The organism is Arsukibacterium sp., assembly GCF_033721375.1.
GTDB lineage: Bacteria > Pseudomonadota > Gammaproteobacteria > Enterobacterales > Alteromonadaceae > Alishewanella.
Map to the genome: position 1 here is coordinate 261,003 of NZ_JAWWAP010000002.1, position 17,578 is coordinate 278,580.

The 17,578-nt window shown below is 50.2% G+C and carries 15 protein-coding genes and 1 tRNA gene; 9 read left to right on the plus strand and 7 right to left on the minus strand.

Annotated features, from left to right (window positions below; genetic code table 11):
* Positions 1–137 precede the first annotated feature (137 nt).
* The gene (gene tsaD, locus R3187_RS04325; RefSeq protein ID WP_318965476.1) at positions 138–1,151 is read right to left on the minus strand and encodes a tRNA (adenosine(37)-N6)-threonylcarbamoyltransferase complex transferase subunit TsaD; all 1,014 of its coding nucleotides are present in this window, start codon (positions 1,149–1,151) and stop codon (positions 138–140) included.
* Between the two features lie 239 nt (positions 1,152–1,390).
* Between tsaD and rpsU the strand changes: the two genes are divergently transcribed.
* The 6 genes from rpsU to R3187_RS04355 all read left to right on the plus strand — a co-directional run bounded on the left by rpsU (position 1,391) and on the right by R3187_RS04355 (position 7,952).
* Positions 1,391–1,606, plus strand: a complete 216-nt coding sequence (rpsU, locus tag R3187_RS04330; protein WP_019675131.1) for a 30S ribosomal protein S21 — start codon at positions 1,391–1,393, stop codon at positions 1,604–1,606.
* Between the two features lie 145 nt (positions 1,607–1,751).
* Positions 1,752–3,509, plus strand: a complete 1,758-nt coding sequence (dnaG, locus tag R3187_RS04335) for a DNA primase (RefSeq protein ID WP_318965477.1) — start codon at positions 1,752–1,754, stop codon at positions 3,507–3,509.
* A gap of 86 nt (positions 3,510–3,595) precedes the next feature.
* A complete protein-coding gene (gene rpoD, locus R3187_RS04340; protein WP_318965478.1) occupies positions 3,596–5,437 on the plus strand; it encodes an RNA polymerase sigma factor RpoD in 1,842 nt (613 codons plus the stop codon).
* Positions 5,438–5,615: 178 nt separating this feature from the next.
* Positions 5,616–5,692, plus strand: a tRNA-Ile gene (locus tag R3187_RS04345).
* A 297-nt stretch (positions 5,693–5,989) separates the two neighbouring features.
* Positions 5,990–6,616: a protein-L-isoaspartate(D-aspartate) O-methyltransferase gene (locus R3187_RS04350; protein WP_318965479.1), complete on the plus strand. Its 627-nt coding sequence runs from the start codon at positions 5,990–5,992 to the stop codon at positions 6,614–6,616.
* A 34-nt stretch (positions 6,617–6,650) separates the two neighbouring features.
* A complete protein-coding gene (locus tag R3187_RS04355; RefSeq protein WP_318965480.1) occupies positions 6,651–7,952 on the plus strand; it encodes an erythromycin esterase family protein in 1,302 nt (433 codons plus the stop codon).
* 45 nt (positions 7,953–7,997) lie between these two features.
* On the opposite strand, the gene R3187_RS04360 is transcribed toward R3187_RS04355, so the two are convergent.
* The 3 genes from R3187_RS04360 to R3187_RS04370 are packed head-to-tail and all read right to left on the minus strand — an operon-like array spanning position 7,998 to position 10,282.
* Positions 7,998–9,362 (minus strand): rhodanese-like domain-containing protein, encoded by a 1,365-nt coding sequence (locus R3187_RS04360; RefSeq protein ID WP_318965481.1) that lies wholly within the window; start codon positions 9,360–9,362, stop codon positions 7,998–8,000.
* 38 nt (positions 9,363–9,400) lie between these two features.
* Entirely contained in the window at positions 9,401–9,832 is a 432-nt protein-coding gene (locus R3187_RS04365) for a YeeE/YedE family protein (RefSeq protein ID WP_318965482.1), read from the minus strand.
* A gap of 18 nt (positions 9,833–9,850) precedes the next feature.
* The gene (locus tag R3187_RS04370; RefSeq protein WP_318965483.1) at positions 9,851–10,282 is read right to left on the minus strand and encodes a YeeE/YedE family protein; all 432 of its coding nucleotides are present in this window, start codon (positions 10,280–10,282) and stop codon (positions 9,851–9,853) included.
* A 278-nt stretch (positions 10,283–10,560) separates the two neighbouring features.
* Between R3187_RS04370 and R3187_RS04375 the strand changes: the two genes are divergently transcribed.
* The gene (locus R3187_RS04375) at positions 10,561–11,232 is read left to right on the plus strand and encodes a peptidoglycan recognition family protein (RefSeq protein WP_318965484.1); all 672 of its coding nucleotides are present in this window, start codon (positions 10,561–10,563) and stop codon (positions 11,230–11,232) included.
* On the opposite strand, the gene R3187_RS04380 is transcribed toward R3187_RS04375, so the two are convergent.
* The 3 genes from R3187_RS04380 to R3187_RS04390 form a co-directional block, all read right to left on the minus strand.
* Entirely contained in the window at positions 11,229–12,752 is a 1,524-nt protein-coding gene (locus tag R3187_RS04380) for a sensor domain-containing diguanylate cyclase (protein ID WP_318965485.1), read from the minus strand. The genes R3187_RS04375 and R3187_RS04380 overlap by 4 nt on opposite strands.
* A 190-nt stretch (positions 12,753–12,942) precedes the next feature.
* Positions 12,943–14,403: an aminoacyl-histidine dipeptidase gene (locus R3187_RS04385; RefSeq protein ID WP_318965486.1), complete on the minus strand. Its 1,461-nt coding sequence runs from the start codon at positions 14,401–14,403 to the stop codon at positions 12,943–12,945.
* Positions 14,404–14,531: 128 nt separating this feature from the next.
* Positions 14,532–15,716: a phage tail sheath family protein gene (locus tag R3187_RS04390; protein ID WP_318965487.1), complete on the minus strand. Its 1,185-nt coding sequence runs from the start codon at positions 15,714–15,716 to the stop codon at positions 14,532–14,534.
* 155 nt (positions 15,717–15,871) lie between these two features.
* On the opposite strand from R3187_RS04390, the gene R3187_RS04395 reads away from it, so the two are divergent.
* Positions 15,872–16,954, plus strand: coding sequence for a DUF2891 domain-containing protein (locus R3187_RS04395; RefSeq protein ID WP_318965488.1), 1,083 nt, complete (start codon positions 15,872–15,874; stop codon positions 16,952–16,954).
* Positions 16,955–16,963: 9 nt separating this feature from the next.
* Complete coding sequence (locus tag R3187_RS04400; protein ID WP_318965489.1) at positions 16,964–17,572, plus strand: DUF502 domain-containing protein; 609 nt, start codon at positions 16,964–16,966, stop codon at positions 17,570–17,572.
* Positions 17,573–17,578: the final 6 nt, after the last annotated feature.

Consider the following 17,578-nt stretch of genomic DNA (forward strand, 5'->3'; position numbering starts at 1 on the left):
GGCTTAATCATCAGGGCTTCCGGTTGCAACTCCCGCCTTGGCTCGCCACAGCAACTCGCTCGCGCTGACGCACTCACTCAGACACTCTGTGGCGCCCAAATCGGGATTCCAACCTTCAGCTCTAAAAGCGCTTCTCTTTAAACCGGCGCTAAATCTTGCATGGGCCAGCGTGGTGTTACGCCAATAGTCAGGTCTTGCTGCTGACCGGCCTGTAACCGCTGATAGCCGGCATAGGCAATCATGGCGCCGTTGTCGGTACAAAACTCTTTGCGCGGGTAATACACCTCTCCGCCGCGTTGCTTTAATAGCACCGCCAGTTGCTCGCGCAGCGACAGGTTCGCACTGACCCCACCGGCAATAACCAGCCGCTGATAACCGGTTTGCTCCAGCGCCCGCTCACATTTAATCACTAAGGTATCGACCACGGCCTGCTGAAACGATGCCGCAATATCAGCCTGCACCTGCTCACTGTTGCCTTCTTTGGCAATCACGTTAGCCGCAGAGGTTTTCAGGCCGCTAAAGCTGAAATCCAGCCCGGGCCGGTCGGTCATTGGCCGCGGAAACTTATATTTTTTACTATCACCTTGCAGCGCCAGCTTCGCCAGCAGCGGACCACCTGGGTAATCAAGCCCCATTAACTTGGCCGTTTTATCAAAAGCCTCGCCGGCCGCATCATCAATTGATTCACCGAGCAACTGATAACGCCCTATGCCCTCTACCCCCACCAGCTGAGTATGGCCACCGGAAACTAACAGCGCTAAAAACGGAAAAGGTGGCGGGTTTTCTTCCAGCATCGGTGCTAATAAATGACCTTCCATATGGTGTACGGCTAAAGCCGGCTTTTGCCAGGCGTAGGCCAGGCTGCGACCAATAGTGGCGCCGACCAGCAAAGCGCCAGCTAAACCGGGACCGGCGGTGTAGGCGACACCATCAATATCACTGGGATTAAGGCCGGCCTGCTGGATTGCCTGCTTAACTAACGGCAGGGTTTTTTTAACATGATCGCGTGACGCCAGTTCAGGCACCACACCGCCATAATCGGCATGCAGCGGGATCTGACTGTACAATACATGGCTTAACAAACCCTTTTCGCCATCGTAAACTGCAATAGCGGTTTCATCGCAGGATGTTTCTATACCTAATACGCGCATCGCCTTCCCGGAAATCGTGTTAAATAATCAGCAAATTAGTAGGATCTGGCCGGCAACTTCAGGTACACTTGCCGACCTTTAACGCGCGCATTGTAACGACTTCACCCTGTCAGAGCCAGAAGATCTGATTAAAGATCACTTATTCGCTTTACATTGGTGGGGGTTTTTGCGTAAAATGCCGCACCATTTTTAATCGTAATTGGTTACTGATAACCAAGTTTGACCGAGGTGAGAATTTAATGCCTGTTGTTAAAGTAAAAGAAAACGAACCCTTTGACGTAGCATTACGTCGTTTTAAGCGCTCTTGTGAAAAAGCTGGCGTACTAGCTGATGTACGCGCTAAAGAATTTTACGAGAAGCCTACCTGGGTTCGTAAGCGCAAGAAAGCAGCAGCGGTAAAACGCCACGCTAAAAAGCTTTCTCGCGAGAATGCACGTCGGATCCGCCTGTACTAAGTTACAGACAACCGGCGTAAACCTGCCAAACCGCACTATAGCGGTTCTAAGCAGCAGGTTCGCAATCAGGCGCAAGGCCGATATCTGCACACCGTGTTCATTGAGCACGGTTTGTCTTTTTCTGGAAACCATATAAAGGACAGCAGTGGCAGGACAAATACCCCGTCAGTTTATTGATGATCTGCTCGCCAGAACAGATATCGTCGAACTGATAGACCAACGTGTACCGCTAAAAAAAGCAGGTAGTAAAAACTACGCTGCCTGTTGCCCGTTTCATAACGAAAAAAGCCCATCCTTTACTGTCAGCCCCGATAAGCAGTTTTATCACTGCTTCGGTTGTGGTGCCCATGGCAATGCCATCAGCTTTATGATGGAGTTTGAACAGCTGGAATTTGTCGAAGCTATTGAAGAGCTTGCCAAGCAGTTGCATATGGAAGTACCACGTGAACAAGGTAAAGGCCCGGCACGGCCAGCAGCGCAGGCCGACGATTACAGTCTGATGCAGCAGGCGGCAGATTATTACCAGCAGCAGCTGCAGCAGCATACCAATGGCCCGACAGTGCAGCAGTATTTGCAACGTCGTGGCTTATCGCCGCAAACCATCAGTGATTTTCAACTGGGCTATGCCCCCGATGGCTGGGACGGGGTATTAAAGCAGTTAAGTAGTGGTAAACCCAGAGCCGTGCGCGAGCAGCTGATTGAGCTGAAGCTCGTTAATCGCAACGATAATGGCCGGGAATACGATTTTTTCCGCGACCGGCTGATGTTTCCTATTCATGATAAGCGCGGCCGGGTGATTGCCTTTGGTGGCCGCATTTTAAACGATGGCCAGCCGAAATACCTGAATTCACCGGAAACCAGGCTGTTTCATAAAGGCCGCGAGCTGTACGGTCTGTATCAGGTGCGCCAGCAACCCGGCCGTTTAAAACAGTTGCTGGTGGTTGAAGGCTACATGGATGTCGTGGCGCTGGCCGAGCATGATATTCGCTTTGCGGTGGCATGCCTTGGCACCGCCACCACATCAGAACAAATGCATACCTTGTTCCGATACAGCCCGAAAGTTATTTGCTGTTACGACGGCGACCGCGCCGGTCGCGATGCGGCCTGGCGGGCTTTACAAAATGCCCTGCCGCAGTTAAAAGATGGCGTCGAGCTTAATTTTGTGTTTTTGCCTGACGGCGAAGACCCGGATTCGTTAGTCCAAAAAGAAGGCAAAGCCGCTTTTATGGCCCGGCTAGAGCAGGCCCTGCCGCTAAGCCAGTACTTGTTTGAGCATTTATTGCAAGAGTTTGATGCCAATACTGACGGCGGCAAGTCAGCATTAATGGCCAGAGGCAGTGAACTGATTAAGCAAATTCCCAGTAGCTTTTATCAGGAAACCCTGCAGCAGAAACTGGACAATTTGCTGGGCAGATCAAGTGAGCGATTGAAGCCGGCAGCTAACCGGCCTCAGGCAAGGCCAGCACCTGCCAGCATTAAAATGACGCCGATGCGCCGGGCCATTGCCCTGTTGCTGCAAACGCCGGAACTGGTTAATGTTATGCCCTACGCGCCTGAATTAGCCAGTGCCGAAATACCCGGTATTAGTTTGTTACTGGCCATACAACAGCATTTACTGGCTAAGCCGGGGCTTACCACGGCGCAATTGCTGGAATACTGGCGGGATCTGCCTGAGCATGCCATCCTGTTAAAGTTGGCAGCCTGGCAACATCAGATAGAACCCGAGCAGCTGTCAGCCGAATTTCTGGATACGTTCCACTCGATTGAAGATCAATACCTGCAGCAACGACTGGAAGCACTGGAACGAAAAGATAAACTAAAACAGCTGACCCAGGCCGAACAACATGAATATGTGCTGTTGCTAAAAGCACTGAAAAGCAAAAAACCGCGAACAGCAAGCTAACTCCGACTGGCTAGAAAAGCTTCGGTTTGTTATAATCGCTAGTTCGCATTTTTATATTAATCAACATTGGTGGAAGATAAGTCTCTATGGAGCAAAGTCCTCAGTCGCAGTTAAAACTCCTGATCATTAAGGGTAAAGAGCAAGGGTATCTTACTTTTGCCGAAGTTAACGATCACCTTCCACAAGACATTATCGACTCTGATCAAATCGAAGATATTATTCGAATGATCAATGATATGGGCATTCAGGTGTTTGAAAACGCGCCTGATGCCGATGATTTGATAATGTCCGATGCCTCCACAGATGAAGACGCTGCAGAAGAAGCTGCCCAGGCGCTGGTCAGTGTCGACAAAGAACTCGGCCGCACGACCGATCCGGTCCGGATGTACATGCGGGAGATGGGCACCGTTGAGCTGTTAACCCGCGAAGGCGAAATTGACATCGCCAAACGGATTGAAGACGGCATTAACCAGGTGCAAACCTCGGTGGCAGAGTATCCGGAAGCGATTACCTACCTGCTGGAGCAATGGGACAAATTTGAAGCGGAAGAAATACGCTTAAGCGACATTGTTTCTGCCTTTATCGACCCGAATGAAATTGATGAAGCGCCGGTTATTGCCAGCCATATCGGTTCTGAAGTGCCAGCCGATAAGCAGGATGACGACAACGACGATAATGATGACGACGACAGTGATGACGATGCTGAAGCCGACACCGGCCCGGATCCGGAAGAAGCCCGGATAAAGTTTGGCGAACTGCGCGATCAATACGAAGTTACCCGTAACTCTATTGAAAAAAATGGTCGTGAGCATGCGACCACCAAAGCCGAGATTGAAAAATTAAGCGAAGTGTTCCGCTGTTTCCGCCTGGTTCCCAAGCAATTTGACCGCCTGGTTAAAAACATGCGGGAAATGATGGACCGGGTACGGATCCAGGAACGGCTGTTAATGAAGCATTGCGTTGAATACGCCAAAATGCCGAAGAAAACCTTCGTTAAAGCCTTTACCGGCCATGAAAATTCCACCGCCTGGATCGATGCCGAAATTAAAGCCGGCAAAGGTTATTCAGGACGTCTGGAAGAAATGCGCGAAGATTTGGTTCGCAGCGTTGAAAAACTGAAAAAAGTTGAAGAAGAAACCGGCTTAAGCATCTTTAAAATTAAAGATATTAACCGCCGGATGTCGATTGGCGAAGCGAAAGCCCGTCGTGCCAAGAAAGAAATGGTTGAGGCAAACTTACGACTGGTTATCTCTATTGCCAAAAAATACACCAATCGTGGCTTGCAGTTCCTTGATTTAATTCAGGAAGGCAATATCGGCCTGATGAAAGCGGTAGATAAATTCGAATACCGTCGCGGTTATAAGTTTTCAACCTATGCCACCTGGTGGATCCGCCAGGCCATTACCCGGTCTATTGCCGACCAGGCCCGGACTATCCGTATTCCGGTGCATATGATTGAAACCATCAACAAGCTGAACCGGATTTCCCGCCAGATGCTGCAGGAAATGGGGCGCGAGCCAACGCCGGAAGAATTGTCAGAGCGGATGCAAATGCCGGAAGACAAAATTCGTAAGGTGTTAAAAATAGCCAAAGAGCCGATTTCAATGGAAACCCCGATTGGCGATGATGAAGATTCGCATCTGGGCGACTTTATTGAAGATGCCGGCGGTGAATCACCGCTCGACTCGGCGACGATGGAAAGCCTGAAAAACGCTACCAATGAAGTGCTGGCTGGTTTAACCGCCCGCGAAGCTAAAGTACTGCGGATGCGCTTCGGTATTGATATGAATACCGACCACACCCTGGAAGAAGTCGGTAAGCAATTCGACGTAACCCGGGAGCGGATCCGGCAAATTGAAGCCAAGGCCCTGCGCAAGCTACGCCACCCTTCCCGTTCAGAAGTATTAAAAAGCTTCCTGGACGAGTAAAGCAGCTTTGCAGCACCATAATTAAGGGCGCCAGATGGCGCCTTTATTATTTAAACCGGTATAAAGCCTAAAAAAGCAGCAATTAACTGCACTTAGCCTAATAAGCCGGATGACAAAGCAGCTAAAAGTTTTTATACTGCCTGCCGCTTCATATTGCACAGCAATATAGCGACAGTGTGGCCCCATAGCTCAGTTGGTTAGAGCGCTCGACTCATAATCGATCGGTCGCTGGTTCGAGTCCAGCTGGGGCCACCATTTCAAGCTGCGCTTTCATGTTAACCCTCAGCGGACTATTCCCTCTTGTAACTAAAGTTACTACGCGTTCAACTCGCACAAAGCAATGCTTTGTTACTGCACTCGTTTCACCCAACTGGAGCCACCATTTCAAGCTACTTCCTGTCATGCCTCTGTCATCTGGTTTATCGTTAAACACAGTCATCATACCATTGGCTGCTGGCTTGCCCTTTTTAGACATTCCTTACTACCCTTAACGTTCAGCTGGATTTTTAACCGGAGATATTTTTTATATAACGCAACAAATGGGTAACCCTTATGAATACTAAGGACACCATGATTGAGCGCCATCTGAAAGGCAGGGATATTGACGATCCGAGAGTGATAATGGCCATGCAGGCGGTAGACCGCGCCCTGTTTGTGCCTGAAGAGCTACAATCATATACCTACGAAGACCACGCACTGCCGATTGGCAAATCCCAAACTATCAGCCAGCCTTATATTGTTGCTTACATGGCCCAGGCACTCGACATTAAACCCGATGATAAAGTGCTGGAAATTGGCACCGGCTGCGGCTATAACACCGCCGTGTTAGCTCAACTGGCCAACAAAGTATATTCGATCGAAATTATTGGTTGGCTGGCCGAACTGGCCAAAAACAACCTGCAGAAAATCGATAGCAGTAATATTGAAAGTCGCTATGGTGATGGTTATGACGGCTGGCCTGAGCATGCCCCTTTTGATGTGATTGAGCTGACTGCTGCACCGGCAGCCATTCCCGACAACCTGAAGAAGCAGCTGAAAATAGGCGGCAGGTTGCTGGCGCCGGTAGGCAAATTAACCCAGGAACTGGTATTGCTGGAACGGCTCAGTGAGCATGAATTTAAGGAAAGCACATTATTGATGGTGCGCTTTGTGCCGATGACCGGCAAAGTGGGCAACTAACGATGATGGACTCCGTCATTAACCAGGGAGATTAATGATGACAGATTCAATTATTAATACCATTGAGCAGTATAAACACGACTTCGATAATACTGACGATTTACGGCCGCTGCTGGAAGCCGTTAAAGACAAAAAAGTAGTGATGCTGGGCGAGGCTTCCCATGGTACTCACGAGTATTACAAGTGGCGGGCTAAAATTTCGAAAATACTATTAGAGGAATACGGTTTTGATTTTGTGGTGGTTGAAGGTGACTGGCCGCCCTGCTATGAGCTGAACAGGCACGTAAAACACTATGATGATGCCATTGCCGACACGGAGCAGGCGCTGAAGGAGTTTCAGCGCTGGCCCAGCTGGATGTGGGCGAACTGGGAAGTACATGAGTTTGCCAGCTGGCTGCGCAAGTTTAACCAGTCACAGGATGAAGATCAGCGCAAAGGTTTTTACGGTCTGGATGTTTACAGCCTGTGGGAGTCGATGGACGCCATTATGAATTACCTGCGCGATGCAGATCCCGATGCGTATGAAACTGCGAAAACCGCAATGCGCTGTTTTGAGCCTTATCGTGATGAAGATGGCCAGCGCTATGCTATTGCCACCCGCCTCGCCCCTGAAGGCTGTAGTGATGAAGTCAGTAACTTATTAACTAAAATACGCAGTAAAGCCCCTACTTATGACCATGATCGGGAAGACGCTTTTAGTGCCGAACAAAATGCCACCGTCAGTAAAAATGCTGAGCATTATTACCGGGCAATGGCCAACGGCAGTGAATCGACTTGGAACCTGCGTGACCAGCATATGATGGACACCCTTAACCGGCTGATGGCCTTTCACGGCAAGAATGCCAAGGGTATTGTCTGGGCGCACAATACCCATATTGGTGATGCTGCCTATACCGATATGGCAACTCAGGGGTTGCTTAATCTTGGCGAGCTGGGCCGCAAACACTATGGCAGCGAGCAGGTAGCTCTTGTCGGTTTTGGCAGTTATCAGGGCAAAGTACTGGCCGGCAGCGCCTGGGGCACCCCGGTTGAAAACATGGACCTGCCGCCCGCGCGGGAAGGCAGCTGGGAAGATATGTGTTATCAGGCCGGCAAGCAGTTCTTTTTACACTCTGCAGATTTGCAGTCGAACCCGGCACTGGCGCGGCGCATTGCCCATCGTGCGGTGGGGGTAGTGTACAACCCCCTGCATGAACGTTATGGTAACTATGTGCCGACGGTGATCCCGAAGCGCTACGACCATTTTGTATTTTTTGCTGACAGCCAGGGCCTGCACAATATCAATATCAAGGAAGATACGGCTAAAATCCCGGATACTTATCCGCACGGGCTTTAGCTAACTTATTTGCCAGGTTTGCGCTTCGGCGGCCTTACGGTTTGTTCACTCAACAGGCAGGCCAAGCGCAGTCCAGGCTTTCATACCACCTAATAAATTGCTCACATTCTGAAAACCCGATCGTAGCAGAATACTGACACCCAGTCCGGCCCGGTGTCCCACCCCGCAGGTCACTACCACAGGCTGCGATTTATCTAAAGGCAGTTCATTAAGCTTATCGGCCAGATAGCCAACGTAACAATGTACCGCACCGGGTATATGACCACTGTCAAATTCGTCAATCTCACGCACATCCAGCACTTGCGGCTTATTATCCATGTTATGTAACACCGCTGGAGTAATCGCGCCGCTATTTTCCACGTCCCGTCCGGCGTCCCGCCAACTTTCAAAACCTCCGGCTAAGGCCCCCTGCACATTATCCAGACCAATGTTACTTAAATGACGTACCGCAGGATCCACATCATCGTTACGATTTGTCACCAGATAGACTTTACGATCCGCATTTCCTACCCAGCCAGCAAATACCGGTAAACCGCCCAGCCAGATACTGTAACTGTCTGGAATATGGCCGCCAGCGAAGGCCTCCGGCAAACGGGTATCGTAAATCTGAGCGTTATCAGCGACCTTGGCAAATTCTGCTACATTGAGCAAGCCAACATCACCCTGTCGCAAGCTGGGTGGTAAGCCTCCCTGCAAATTGACTTTCTCCATATGCCGGAAATACGGCGGCCTTGGCAGACGTTCGCCGCCTTTCTTTTCGGCAAATTCTTCCCGGGACAGCGTAAAGACATCGTTATAGCTTTTTTCATCGCCAAGCGTTGACCAGGAACGCTCCGCCATACCACTGCCACATACCGACCCTGGCCCGTGGGCAGGTAGCACCAGTGCAGTATCGCCCAGACCAGCCAGCTTGTTGTGAACAGAGTCATAAATACAGCCGGCATTTTCCACGGCTTTGTTCTCGTCTGGTAAATCAGAGCGGCCGGTGTCGCCAAAAAATAAGGTATCTCCGGTGAATATCGCCCAGGCGACCTCAGCATCGTCATTTTTATAAACGGCGTAACACATACTCTCCGGTGTATGGCCGGGCGTATGAAATGCCCGGATCAACAGCTTACCAACGTAAAAGGTATCGCCGTCCTCAAGCCGGCAATCGCCATGACCGAAGGTTTCATGGTTGCCATTGTAAATTCTGGCGCCGGTGCGCCTGGCCAGCCAGGCTGCCCCCATCACAAAATCTTCCTGCCGATGAGTCTCAACGATATGAGTAATCCGGGTTGCCATATCCCGGGCGGTATCCAGATATTTTTGCACATGCCGACTGGGGTCTACCAACATCGCTTGCTCACCGTCGGCCAGCAGCCAGGCATAATGGGCAATCCCCGGCGTTTCTATACGTCGTAGTTCCATTGAATTTTCCTCCTGTGCAATTCCTCTTAGTTTTAATTTCAGCCGTCGTCTGTTTTAAATTTAGTGCTACGCCAATTCTGCAGCAACATGCCTACTATCATGGCAATGACAAACAACAACACTTCCGCCTGAAACGTAGTTGCAGCTACAATCCCCGGCCCCGGGCAAAAACCGCCAAGTCCCCAGCCAATGCCAAAAATAGCAGCACCGACGATCAATTTAGCGTCAATGGTCTTGTTTGACGGGATATCAAAGTTATCAGCCAGCAAGGGCCGGCTGCGACGGCGAGCCCAGTAAAAACCCGGAATAGCCACCGCAACAGCGCCTCCCATTACCAGCGCTAATGTGGGGTCCCAGCGAGGCCCCCAGTCCAGAAAGTTTAATACCCGCGCCGGATTACTCATCCCCGCTACAATTAAACCTAAGCCAAATACCACGCCACAGAACAATGAGATGATTAAAGTTTTCAAAGCATTCTCCTTCTTTAATTAGATGAAATAGCGGATGGTATTGGTGGTAATTACTGCCGCACCGAAAAAAACCAGGGTGGCGACTATTGATCTTGGTGAGAATCGCGCCAGTCCGGCAACACCATGACCGGATGTACAACCACTGCCCAGACGGGTACCAAAACCGACCAGTAAACCTGCAATACCCATCCATAAAGCATCGAACTGCGTTTGCACCTGAAATGGGCCCGCGAACAGCTGGTAAAGTGGGGCCGCTAATAGCATGCCGGCCAGGAAGGCTAATCTCCAATGTTGCTCCAGGCGTTTTTTGGTTATCGCCCCGGCGGCAATTCCGGAAATACCGGCAATTTTGCCAATGCACAGCAGCAATATCACCACAGCAACGCCGATCATTATGCCGCCTGCCAAACCGGCCCAGGGTTCAAAAGGTGTATTAGTCCAGTCGTTCATTTTTGCTCCTGTAATGCCGGTCGCTAAAGGCAAATTGACCTAGCTTCGGTTTTTTTCTGCCGCTTCATTTAAATCAGCTTATGCAACATCAATACCTATGTTTGAAAGAGCTTCTTTAACTGGATCGCTACTGAAAAAACGCAGCAGAGTTAATCAGCATGAGACAACAATTGGGGGAGACTGCCAGAATGTTTTACACACCCAGGGAAACTTTTACATTGCGACCATCGCCGGTTTATCATAGTGTCTTGGTGAGTATCCTTGAGGATAGAATAACCATGAAAAAACTATTGCTCTGTATTTTTGGTTTATCTTTACCACTGTATGCAACTGAGTATGCAGCTGAACCTGACGATTTAGTGATTATTCAAAAGCCGATTATTTTTGATGAAAAGCGCAAAGCGCTGACCCTGCAGTATATGCAAGAGCGCTATAACATGGTGCAGGATGAGCCGACCATAGAACCGCGGATGGTGGTGGTGCACTGGACCGTTATTCAAACTTTTGAAAAAACCTTCGAGGTGTTTAACCCGCCAGAGCTACCTGCGGCAAGAGACGGGATCCGGGCCGGTGGAGATTTAAATGTTTCCAGCCAGTTTGTCATCGACCGCGACGGTACTGTTTACCAGCTAATGCCGGAAACGACCATGGCACGGCATACCATAGGCTTAAATTACACTGCCATTGGCATTGAAAATGTGGCTGATGGGAACAGCCTGCCGATGACTGAAGCGCAGCTGGAAGCGAATACTAAATTAATCAAATATCTGGCCCAAAAATACCCAATAGAATATGTGCTGGGTCATAGTGAATACCATCGGTTTCGGGATACCAAATGGTGGAAAGAAACCGATGCCAGCTATTTTACTGAAAAGAATGACCCGGATATTGCGTTTATGAACCAGCTACGCAGCAGGCTGAGCGAGCTGGCACTGAAGCCACTGCCTTAGCCACCACTTTGCTGTTTGCGCCGCTGTTGCTTATCTTTGTACATGGCTGCATCAGCCTGACTAAGCAGTTGATCACCATCGCTGATATCACCGGGTTGCCATTGCACCACCCCCAGACTGGGACCCTGATAGTCGAGGGTTACATCGGTTAACTCAAAGCTGCCACTGGTTGCGGCCCGAATACGTTTTAGCAGATGCTCTGCCTGTAAATCCGCTGGGCTGCCAGCTGAAAACTGGCATAGCATAACAAATTCATCGCCGCCATGGCGGGCAGCAAAGTCGCCACTGCGCATCGCTAAGCGGATCCGGTTAGCAAATTCCCGTAGAAATTCATCGCCGGTTTCATGGCCATAAGTATCGTTAATGGCCTTAAAACCATCTAAATCGATAAATAAAATAAAGAAGCTCAGCTGTTGGCGGTTAGCACGAGCCAGCTGCCGCGCCAGTTCATCAAATAAATAGCGGCGGTTTGGCAGCGCGGTCAGGGTATCGTGTTGCGCCTGATATTCTAGCTGCTGATTCAATATGGTCAGCGCATTATGATCGGCCAGCCGGCTGGCCAGCAATGATAGCGAATTACTAATGGCAGATAACAATGCCCGGTTTTCGGCCTGTGCCGCAGTAGAAGGCGCTACCTGCACAAAAATAAGGGCCGCCGGTGTGTATTCAGCAAAAACTTTAATTAACAGCGTATCGTGGCCGGATTGCAAAAAACCACTGAATTGCTGCTGCATGCCGTCTGTGATCTCAAGCGGTATGATAGTACGCCGGCGGGTTTCTGTGCTCAGTTCCGCGCGCAGCGCCTGCACCACACTCTGCCAGGGTTCATCTTCCGGGTTGACCGCGACCAGTTCATCGTTTACCAGATCAAAGGCTATTGCCTGACTGCAAAAACCACTTTCCAGCATATATTGTGCTGTCTGACTGATTGATAAACTAAGCGACTGCCCTGCCATACAAAGCTCGCTGATTTTAGCGAAAAGACTGACCCGGTTTAATTGCAGCTCAGCTTCAGCCGCCCGTTCAGCAGCAATTTTGGCCTGGTTTTCTCTATTCAGCTGGTGGCCAATCAAGTCAGCGCACAGTTGCAGCAGCTCAGGCAAATGCGACATTGTACCCAGCGCGATATTATGGGAACTGGCACCGCATAAGGTCCCAAATACACTGCCGTCCTGATTCATCACCGGCACACTGATATAGCTTTTCAATCCCAGTTCACGCGCCGCATCGGAATCGCCCCAACAAGCGGCGACGTCTTCAGTGACAAATTGCTGACTTTCCAGCGCTCTTTTACACAACGTATCCAGCCAGGGCACGGTAAGGTTTTCAGGTAGCTGCAGGGCACCGGCATTATGAGCAATCAGAATATGTTGCACCCCGGCTGTTTCATCAATGGCAGTCAGGTAAGTTGACTCGAGGCCGGTTATCCGTTGCAGCAAGGCTAATAACGGCCGGGTTAAGCCCTCGACGGTGTTGGCGGTGGCGACAAACTGGGCCAGCTGCTCGAGTTGTTTATCCATCCAATATTCACCACATTAGGAAATTACGTATGGCTAACAGCATCTTAGCTAAGGTTAGTTGCTAATAATCAAAACAGCAACGTTAAGTGTTGCTGTTGATATTGTCGGTATCAAACTTAACCTGGGCTGAGCCGCGCCATTTACCAGCAGGTAAATGGGCAGCTTAAAGGTGTGTTCAGTTCTGTTATAGTCAGGCTTTCGCCGGAATGCGTTCCAGCACCGCCAACAGTAATTGCCAGTATTGGCCAACCGTTTCAATATTGACCATTTCATCCGGGCCATGCGGATAACGAATGGTTGGGCCAATCGACACCATATCCATCTCAGGGTACGGTTTTTTAAATAAACCGCATTCCAGACCGGCATGGATCACCATTATAACCGGTTGTTTGTGGTAAATGTCCTGATAAGTATCATTAACGATTTTCATCACCGCAGAATCAGGATCAGGCTTCCAGCCCGGATAGGCGCCACTGAAACTGACCTCTGCCCCGGCCAGCTCGGCCAGTGACGCTAACATGGTTTCGACATGCTCACGGCCGGAATCAATTAACGAGCGAATTAAGCAAAGTACCTGCACCTGATTTTCATTGGTGCTGATAACCCCCATATTCAACGAGGTTTCGGTAACGCCGGGCACATCGTCACTCATCCGCATGACGCCATTCGGGCAGGCGTGCAACAGGTTTAACAGCGCTTGCTGGCTGGCAGATGTCATTACCTGCTCTGGCAGACTGGCTTCATGCAGGCTGAATTTAATGGCTGGCTCAACGGCGGCCAGCTCGGTTTGAACTAATTGCTCAAAAAAACGGATTTTCTGCTGCAGTAAATCAACTTTATCAGCGGGCAAGCATAGGGTTACCTGTGCTTCGCGTGGAATGGCGTTACGCAGTGAACCGCCGGAAAGCTCACTTAGCTGCAATTGCAGTTCACGGGCTTCAGCCACTAAAAAGCGGGCCAGCAGCTTGTTGGCATTACCCCGGCCTAAATGAATATTTACCCCGGAGTGGCCGCCTTTTAAACCGCTTAAGCTAAGGGTAACCGCCTGATTACCGGCAGATACAGCCTGCCAGCTTACCGGTACACTGAACTGTGCATCAACCCCGCCGGCACAGCCCATGTAAATTTCACCTTCCTGCTCCGAATCGGTGTTAATCAGGATCTCTGCTTCCAGCATACCGCGCTCCAGGCCAAAAGCGCCGGTCATGCCCGCTTCTTCGTCAATGGTTAGCAGTACTTCTAACGGGCCATGTTTTATTTCATTGCTGCCTAAAATAGCCAACGCCGAGGCCATACCAATGCCATTATCTGAACCCAGAGTAGTACCATTAGCGGTTACCCAGTCACCATCAATGTATGCCTCGATGGGATCTTTAGTAAAATCATGCACTTTATCGGCATTTTTCTGCGGCACCATATCTAAATGAGCCTGAATCACCACCGGCTTGCGGTTTTCCATGCCCGCGGTAGCAGGCTTTTTAATAATAAGGTTACCTACCTTATCTTCAACCACATTTAAACCAAGCTTGCGGGCCCAGTCCTGAATGTACTGACTTAATGCCTGTTCATGTTTTGACGGATGAGGAATGGCACAAATCTGTTCAAACCATTGCCATAAAGGTTGCGGGTATAAAGCACTTAATCCAGCCACGAAAAACTCCTGCAAAGGGCTATCTGAAAATTAGCAGCAGTTTATCATAAGCAAGCAGCCGCGTTGAGGGCTGCTCTGACGGGCAATAGTAGCGCAGCTGAGTACTGTAAAGCTGTGCTGCCAGCAGGTTATGGCGGGCTGAGTGCATAGCGGATCCTGATAATCACAAATTCTGCCGGTTTAACCGGCGCAAATCCCAGTTCGATGATCAGCTGTTGCTGGTTGATGTCCTGCTGGGTCATGGTTTCGTTCAGGCCGCAGCGAACAAAAAAGGCTTCTTGCTGTGTGCTGCCCTGAAATGCACCGGCCCGGAACAGGGTATTCAGAAAATTACTGATATTGCGCCGTACCGCCTGCCACAGCGGTTGATCATTTGGCTCAAATACTACCCATTGCAGGCTTTGTGAAATGCTTTGCTCGATAAAAATGGCCGTGCGCCGCACCGAGATGTAGCGCCATTCCGTATCGGTCTTACCAGCCAGTGTGCGGGCGCCCCATATTACCGTACCTACCCGCGGTAAGGTACGAATGCAGTTAATACCCAGAGGGTTAAGCTGTTGCTGTATGTTGTCGTCAATGGTAAAAGCCAGCCCGGTAATACCGATTAATTTGGCCGTAACCCCAGCAGGGGCTTTCCAGACACCATAACGGCCATCGTTACGACAATATAACCCCGCGGCCACAGCTGCAGGTGGTACCGTCAGCATTCCGCTTGCCAGCGGGTTAGTTATGGTTAACCAGGGATAATACAAGGCAGCATAGCTGGATGCCGGTAAGCCAACGGCACTTGCCCCGGCCGCACTGCTAAGCTGAATATCTGCCGCTAAATCCAGCAGTAATAAACAGTGTCTCTGCTGCTGGCAAAATGCCAGGCTGGCACTGATCACAGCATTACTTTGCGCATGTTTACTGCGCTGCCAATGCTGACCAGGCAGCAGTAACAGGCTGTAATCATTCAGCGCTGCCAACACGGTCTGATAAAACTGGTTATAGTCATTTACTGTCAGCTCGGCAACGTCATTATCGTCATTCGCGCTGGCCAGCCGGCAAATATAAGCGTCTTTGCCACCATTGCCAAAAAACGCCATAACAGCCAATGTCATCGCATCGGGTTGGCCAGGTGGTTCGGCCTTTGCTGAGCGCTGAAACTGCCGCTGATACTCGATGAAGCCGCTGATAAGTACCGGCTGATTAACCGGGCCGCTGGCGGCACAACCAACGAAAACGACAGTGCTGGTTGACACCGCAGTAACAGGTTGAGGGCTGGCCGGTACTTCATCAAGATAAACGCCGGGCCGGGTGTAATCTGGCATGGTTTTGCTTTCCAGAGTTGCAGGCTTAGCGCTAAAGATAGTCAGTAATAGCAGCTTTAGCCATCAGTTGGCAGCCAGTTTAGCGCAGACAATAGTGCAAAATTGCTTTAATCTGCCGGTATCAGAATATATCGCCACAACGCAGGATTGAAAAAATGAAATTAAAGGTTTGGGTAAGCAGCCTGGTATTCGCCACGCTTAGTCTGGCAACCGCTGCCCAGAGCAGCACTACCAGTCATGCACTAAATCTGGCAGAGGCCAATAAGCTGGTCAGCCTGCCGTTACATTGTGTTGAAACACCTTATCCTTACAAAACCGGAGTCGTGCTGGCCAGTGCCCAGGATGTGAAAGAGCCGGTAGCGATGCATCCGGTGTTTTATGGCTGTTTCGACTGGCACAGTGCGGTTCATGGCTACTGGTCGATGGTTACTTTGTTACGGCAATTTCCAGAGCTGGACCAAGCCGCAGCAATAAAAGCTATCCTGAAGCGCAACCTGACGGCGGAAAAAATAGCGCAGGAGCTGGCTTTTCTCAGCAAAGATATTAATGCTTCGTTTGAACGGACTTATGGCTGGGCCTGGTTGCTGAAGCTATCCGACGAGCTGCATACCTGGCAGGATCCATTAGCCAGGGAGCTGGCCACTAACCTGCAACCGCTGGCCGATTTGCTGGTAGAGCGTTATATCAGTTTTTTACCGCGCTTAGTTTATCCGGTACGGGTGGGTGAGCACACTAATACCGCTTTTGGACTAAGTTTCGCTTATGACTACGCCATCAACCGCGGCCATAACCAACTGCAACAGCTTATTGAACAGCGGGCCAGAGACTACTTTTTACAGGACAAAAACTGCCCGATTAACTGGGAACCCAGCGGCTATGACTTTATTTCACCCTGCCTGGAAGAAATCGGCCTGATGCAGCGTATTTTGCCGGCAGAGCAGTTTTTACCCTGGTTAAACGGCTTTATGCCGCAGCTGGCTGATCCGGCTTACCAGTTAGCGCCGGGCAAAGTAAGTGATCGCACTGATGGCAAGCTGGTGCATCTGGATGGCTTAAACTTCAGCCGGGCCTGGAATTTATATGCGCTGGCCAACCAATACCCACAGTATGGCCATCTTCGCCACGTTGCTAATCAGCATATGGCATACTCTTATCCCAACCTGATTGGCGACAGCTACGAAGGCGGCCACTGGCTGGGTAGCTTTGCTATCCATGCCTTAAACAGCAAACAGCAGTAAAGGTTTTCTATGCGAATTATTATTAAAAGTTTACTGGCAGGTCTGGCGATTATCCTGCCGCTGGTCATTACCATTGAACTGTTACGCTGGCTGCTGCATACCGTTGAAACCCTGTTAAGCCCGCTGCTACAACTGGTATTGCCCGCCCAGTGGTACCTGCCTGGCATGGCGATACTGGGCTTTGTTCTGTTGTGTATTGCGATTGGCTACAGCTCGCGCTGGCCCAGCTTTAACTGGTTATGGCAGTTGCCCGGTAAAATTATGATGAAGCTGCCTGGTACCAAACAGATTTACGGCATGCTGCAGGATATTATTGACCTGATGTCAGGCAAAAACTTCACCGACGGTTCAGTGGTCATGGTAAAGCTGCCAGCATCAGAAATTGAGCTGATTGGCATTATTACCAAACAAGGCGGCCAGAGTGATGATCGGATGTCATCCCTGATGAACGACGAACAGCTGGCGGTATTTATACCCATGGCCTACAACGTCGGTGGCTATACCATTATTATCCCGCGCAGCTGCACCCGGAATATCGATATGAAACCGGCCGAAGCACTGCAGCTGGTGTTAAGTGGCGGTTTAGGCAGCAATAAAGCGCCGGGTAAAAGCTGGTAGTCCGGC

What these genes read in the sequence shown, in the direction of transcription:
- tsaD (WP_318965476.1), bottom strand. Translation starts at nt 1,151, where the DNA reads ATGCGCGTATTAGGTATAGAAACATCCTGCGATGAAACCGCTATTGCA.
- rpsU (WP_019675131.1), top strand. Translation starts at nt 1,391, where the DNA reads ATGCCTGTTGTTAAAGTAAAAGAAAACGAACCCTTTGACGTAGCATTA.
- rpoD (WP_318965478.1), top strand. Translation starts at nt 3,596, where the DNA reads ATGGAGCAAAGTCCTCAGTCGCAGTTAAAACTCCTGATCATTAAGGGT.
- R3187_RS04350 (WP_318965479.1), top strand. Translation starts at nt 5,990, where the DNA reads ATGAATACTAAGGACACCATGATTGAGCGCCATCTGAAAGGCAGGGAT.
- R3187_RS04355 (WP_318965480.1), top strand. Translation starts at nt 6,651, where the DNA reads ATGATGACAGATTCAATTATTAATACCATTGAGCAGTATAAACACGAC.
- R3187_RS04360 (WP_318965481.1), bottom strand. Translation starts at nt 9,362, where the DNA reads ATGGAACTACGACGTATAGAAACGCCGGGGATTGCCCATTATGCCTGG.
- R3187_RS04370 (WP_318965483.1), bottom strand. Translation starts at nt 10,282, where the DNA reads ATGAACGACTGGACTAATACACCTTTTGAACCCTGGGCCGGTTTGGCA.
- R3187_RS04375 (WP_318965484.1), top strand. Translation starts at nt 10,561, where the DNA reads ATGAAAAAACTATTGCTCTGTATTTTTGGTTTATCTTTACCACTGTAT.
- R3187_RS04380 (WP_318965485.1), bottom strand. Translation starts at nt 12,752, where the DNA reads ATGGATAAACAACTCGAGCAGCTGGCCCAGTTTGTCGCCACCGCCAAC.
- R3187_RS04390 (WP_318965487.1), bottom strand. Translation starts at nt 15,716, where the DNA reads ATGCCAGATTACACCCGGCCCGGCGTTTATCTTGATGAAGTACCGGCC.
- R3187_RS04395 (WP_318965488.1), top strand. Translation starts at nt 15,872, where the DNA reads ATGAAATTAAAGGTTTGGGTAAGCAGCCTGGTATTCGCCACGCTTAGT.
- R3187_RS04400 (WP_318965489.1), top strand. Translation starts at nt 16,964, where the DNA reads ATGCGAATTATTATTAAAAGTTTACTGGCAGGTCTGGCGATTATCCTG.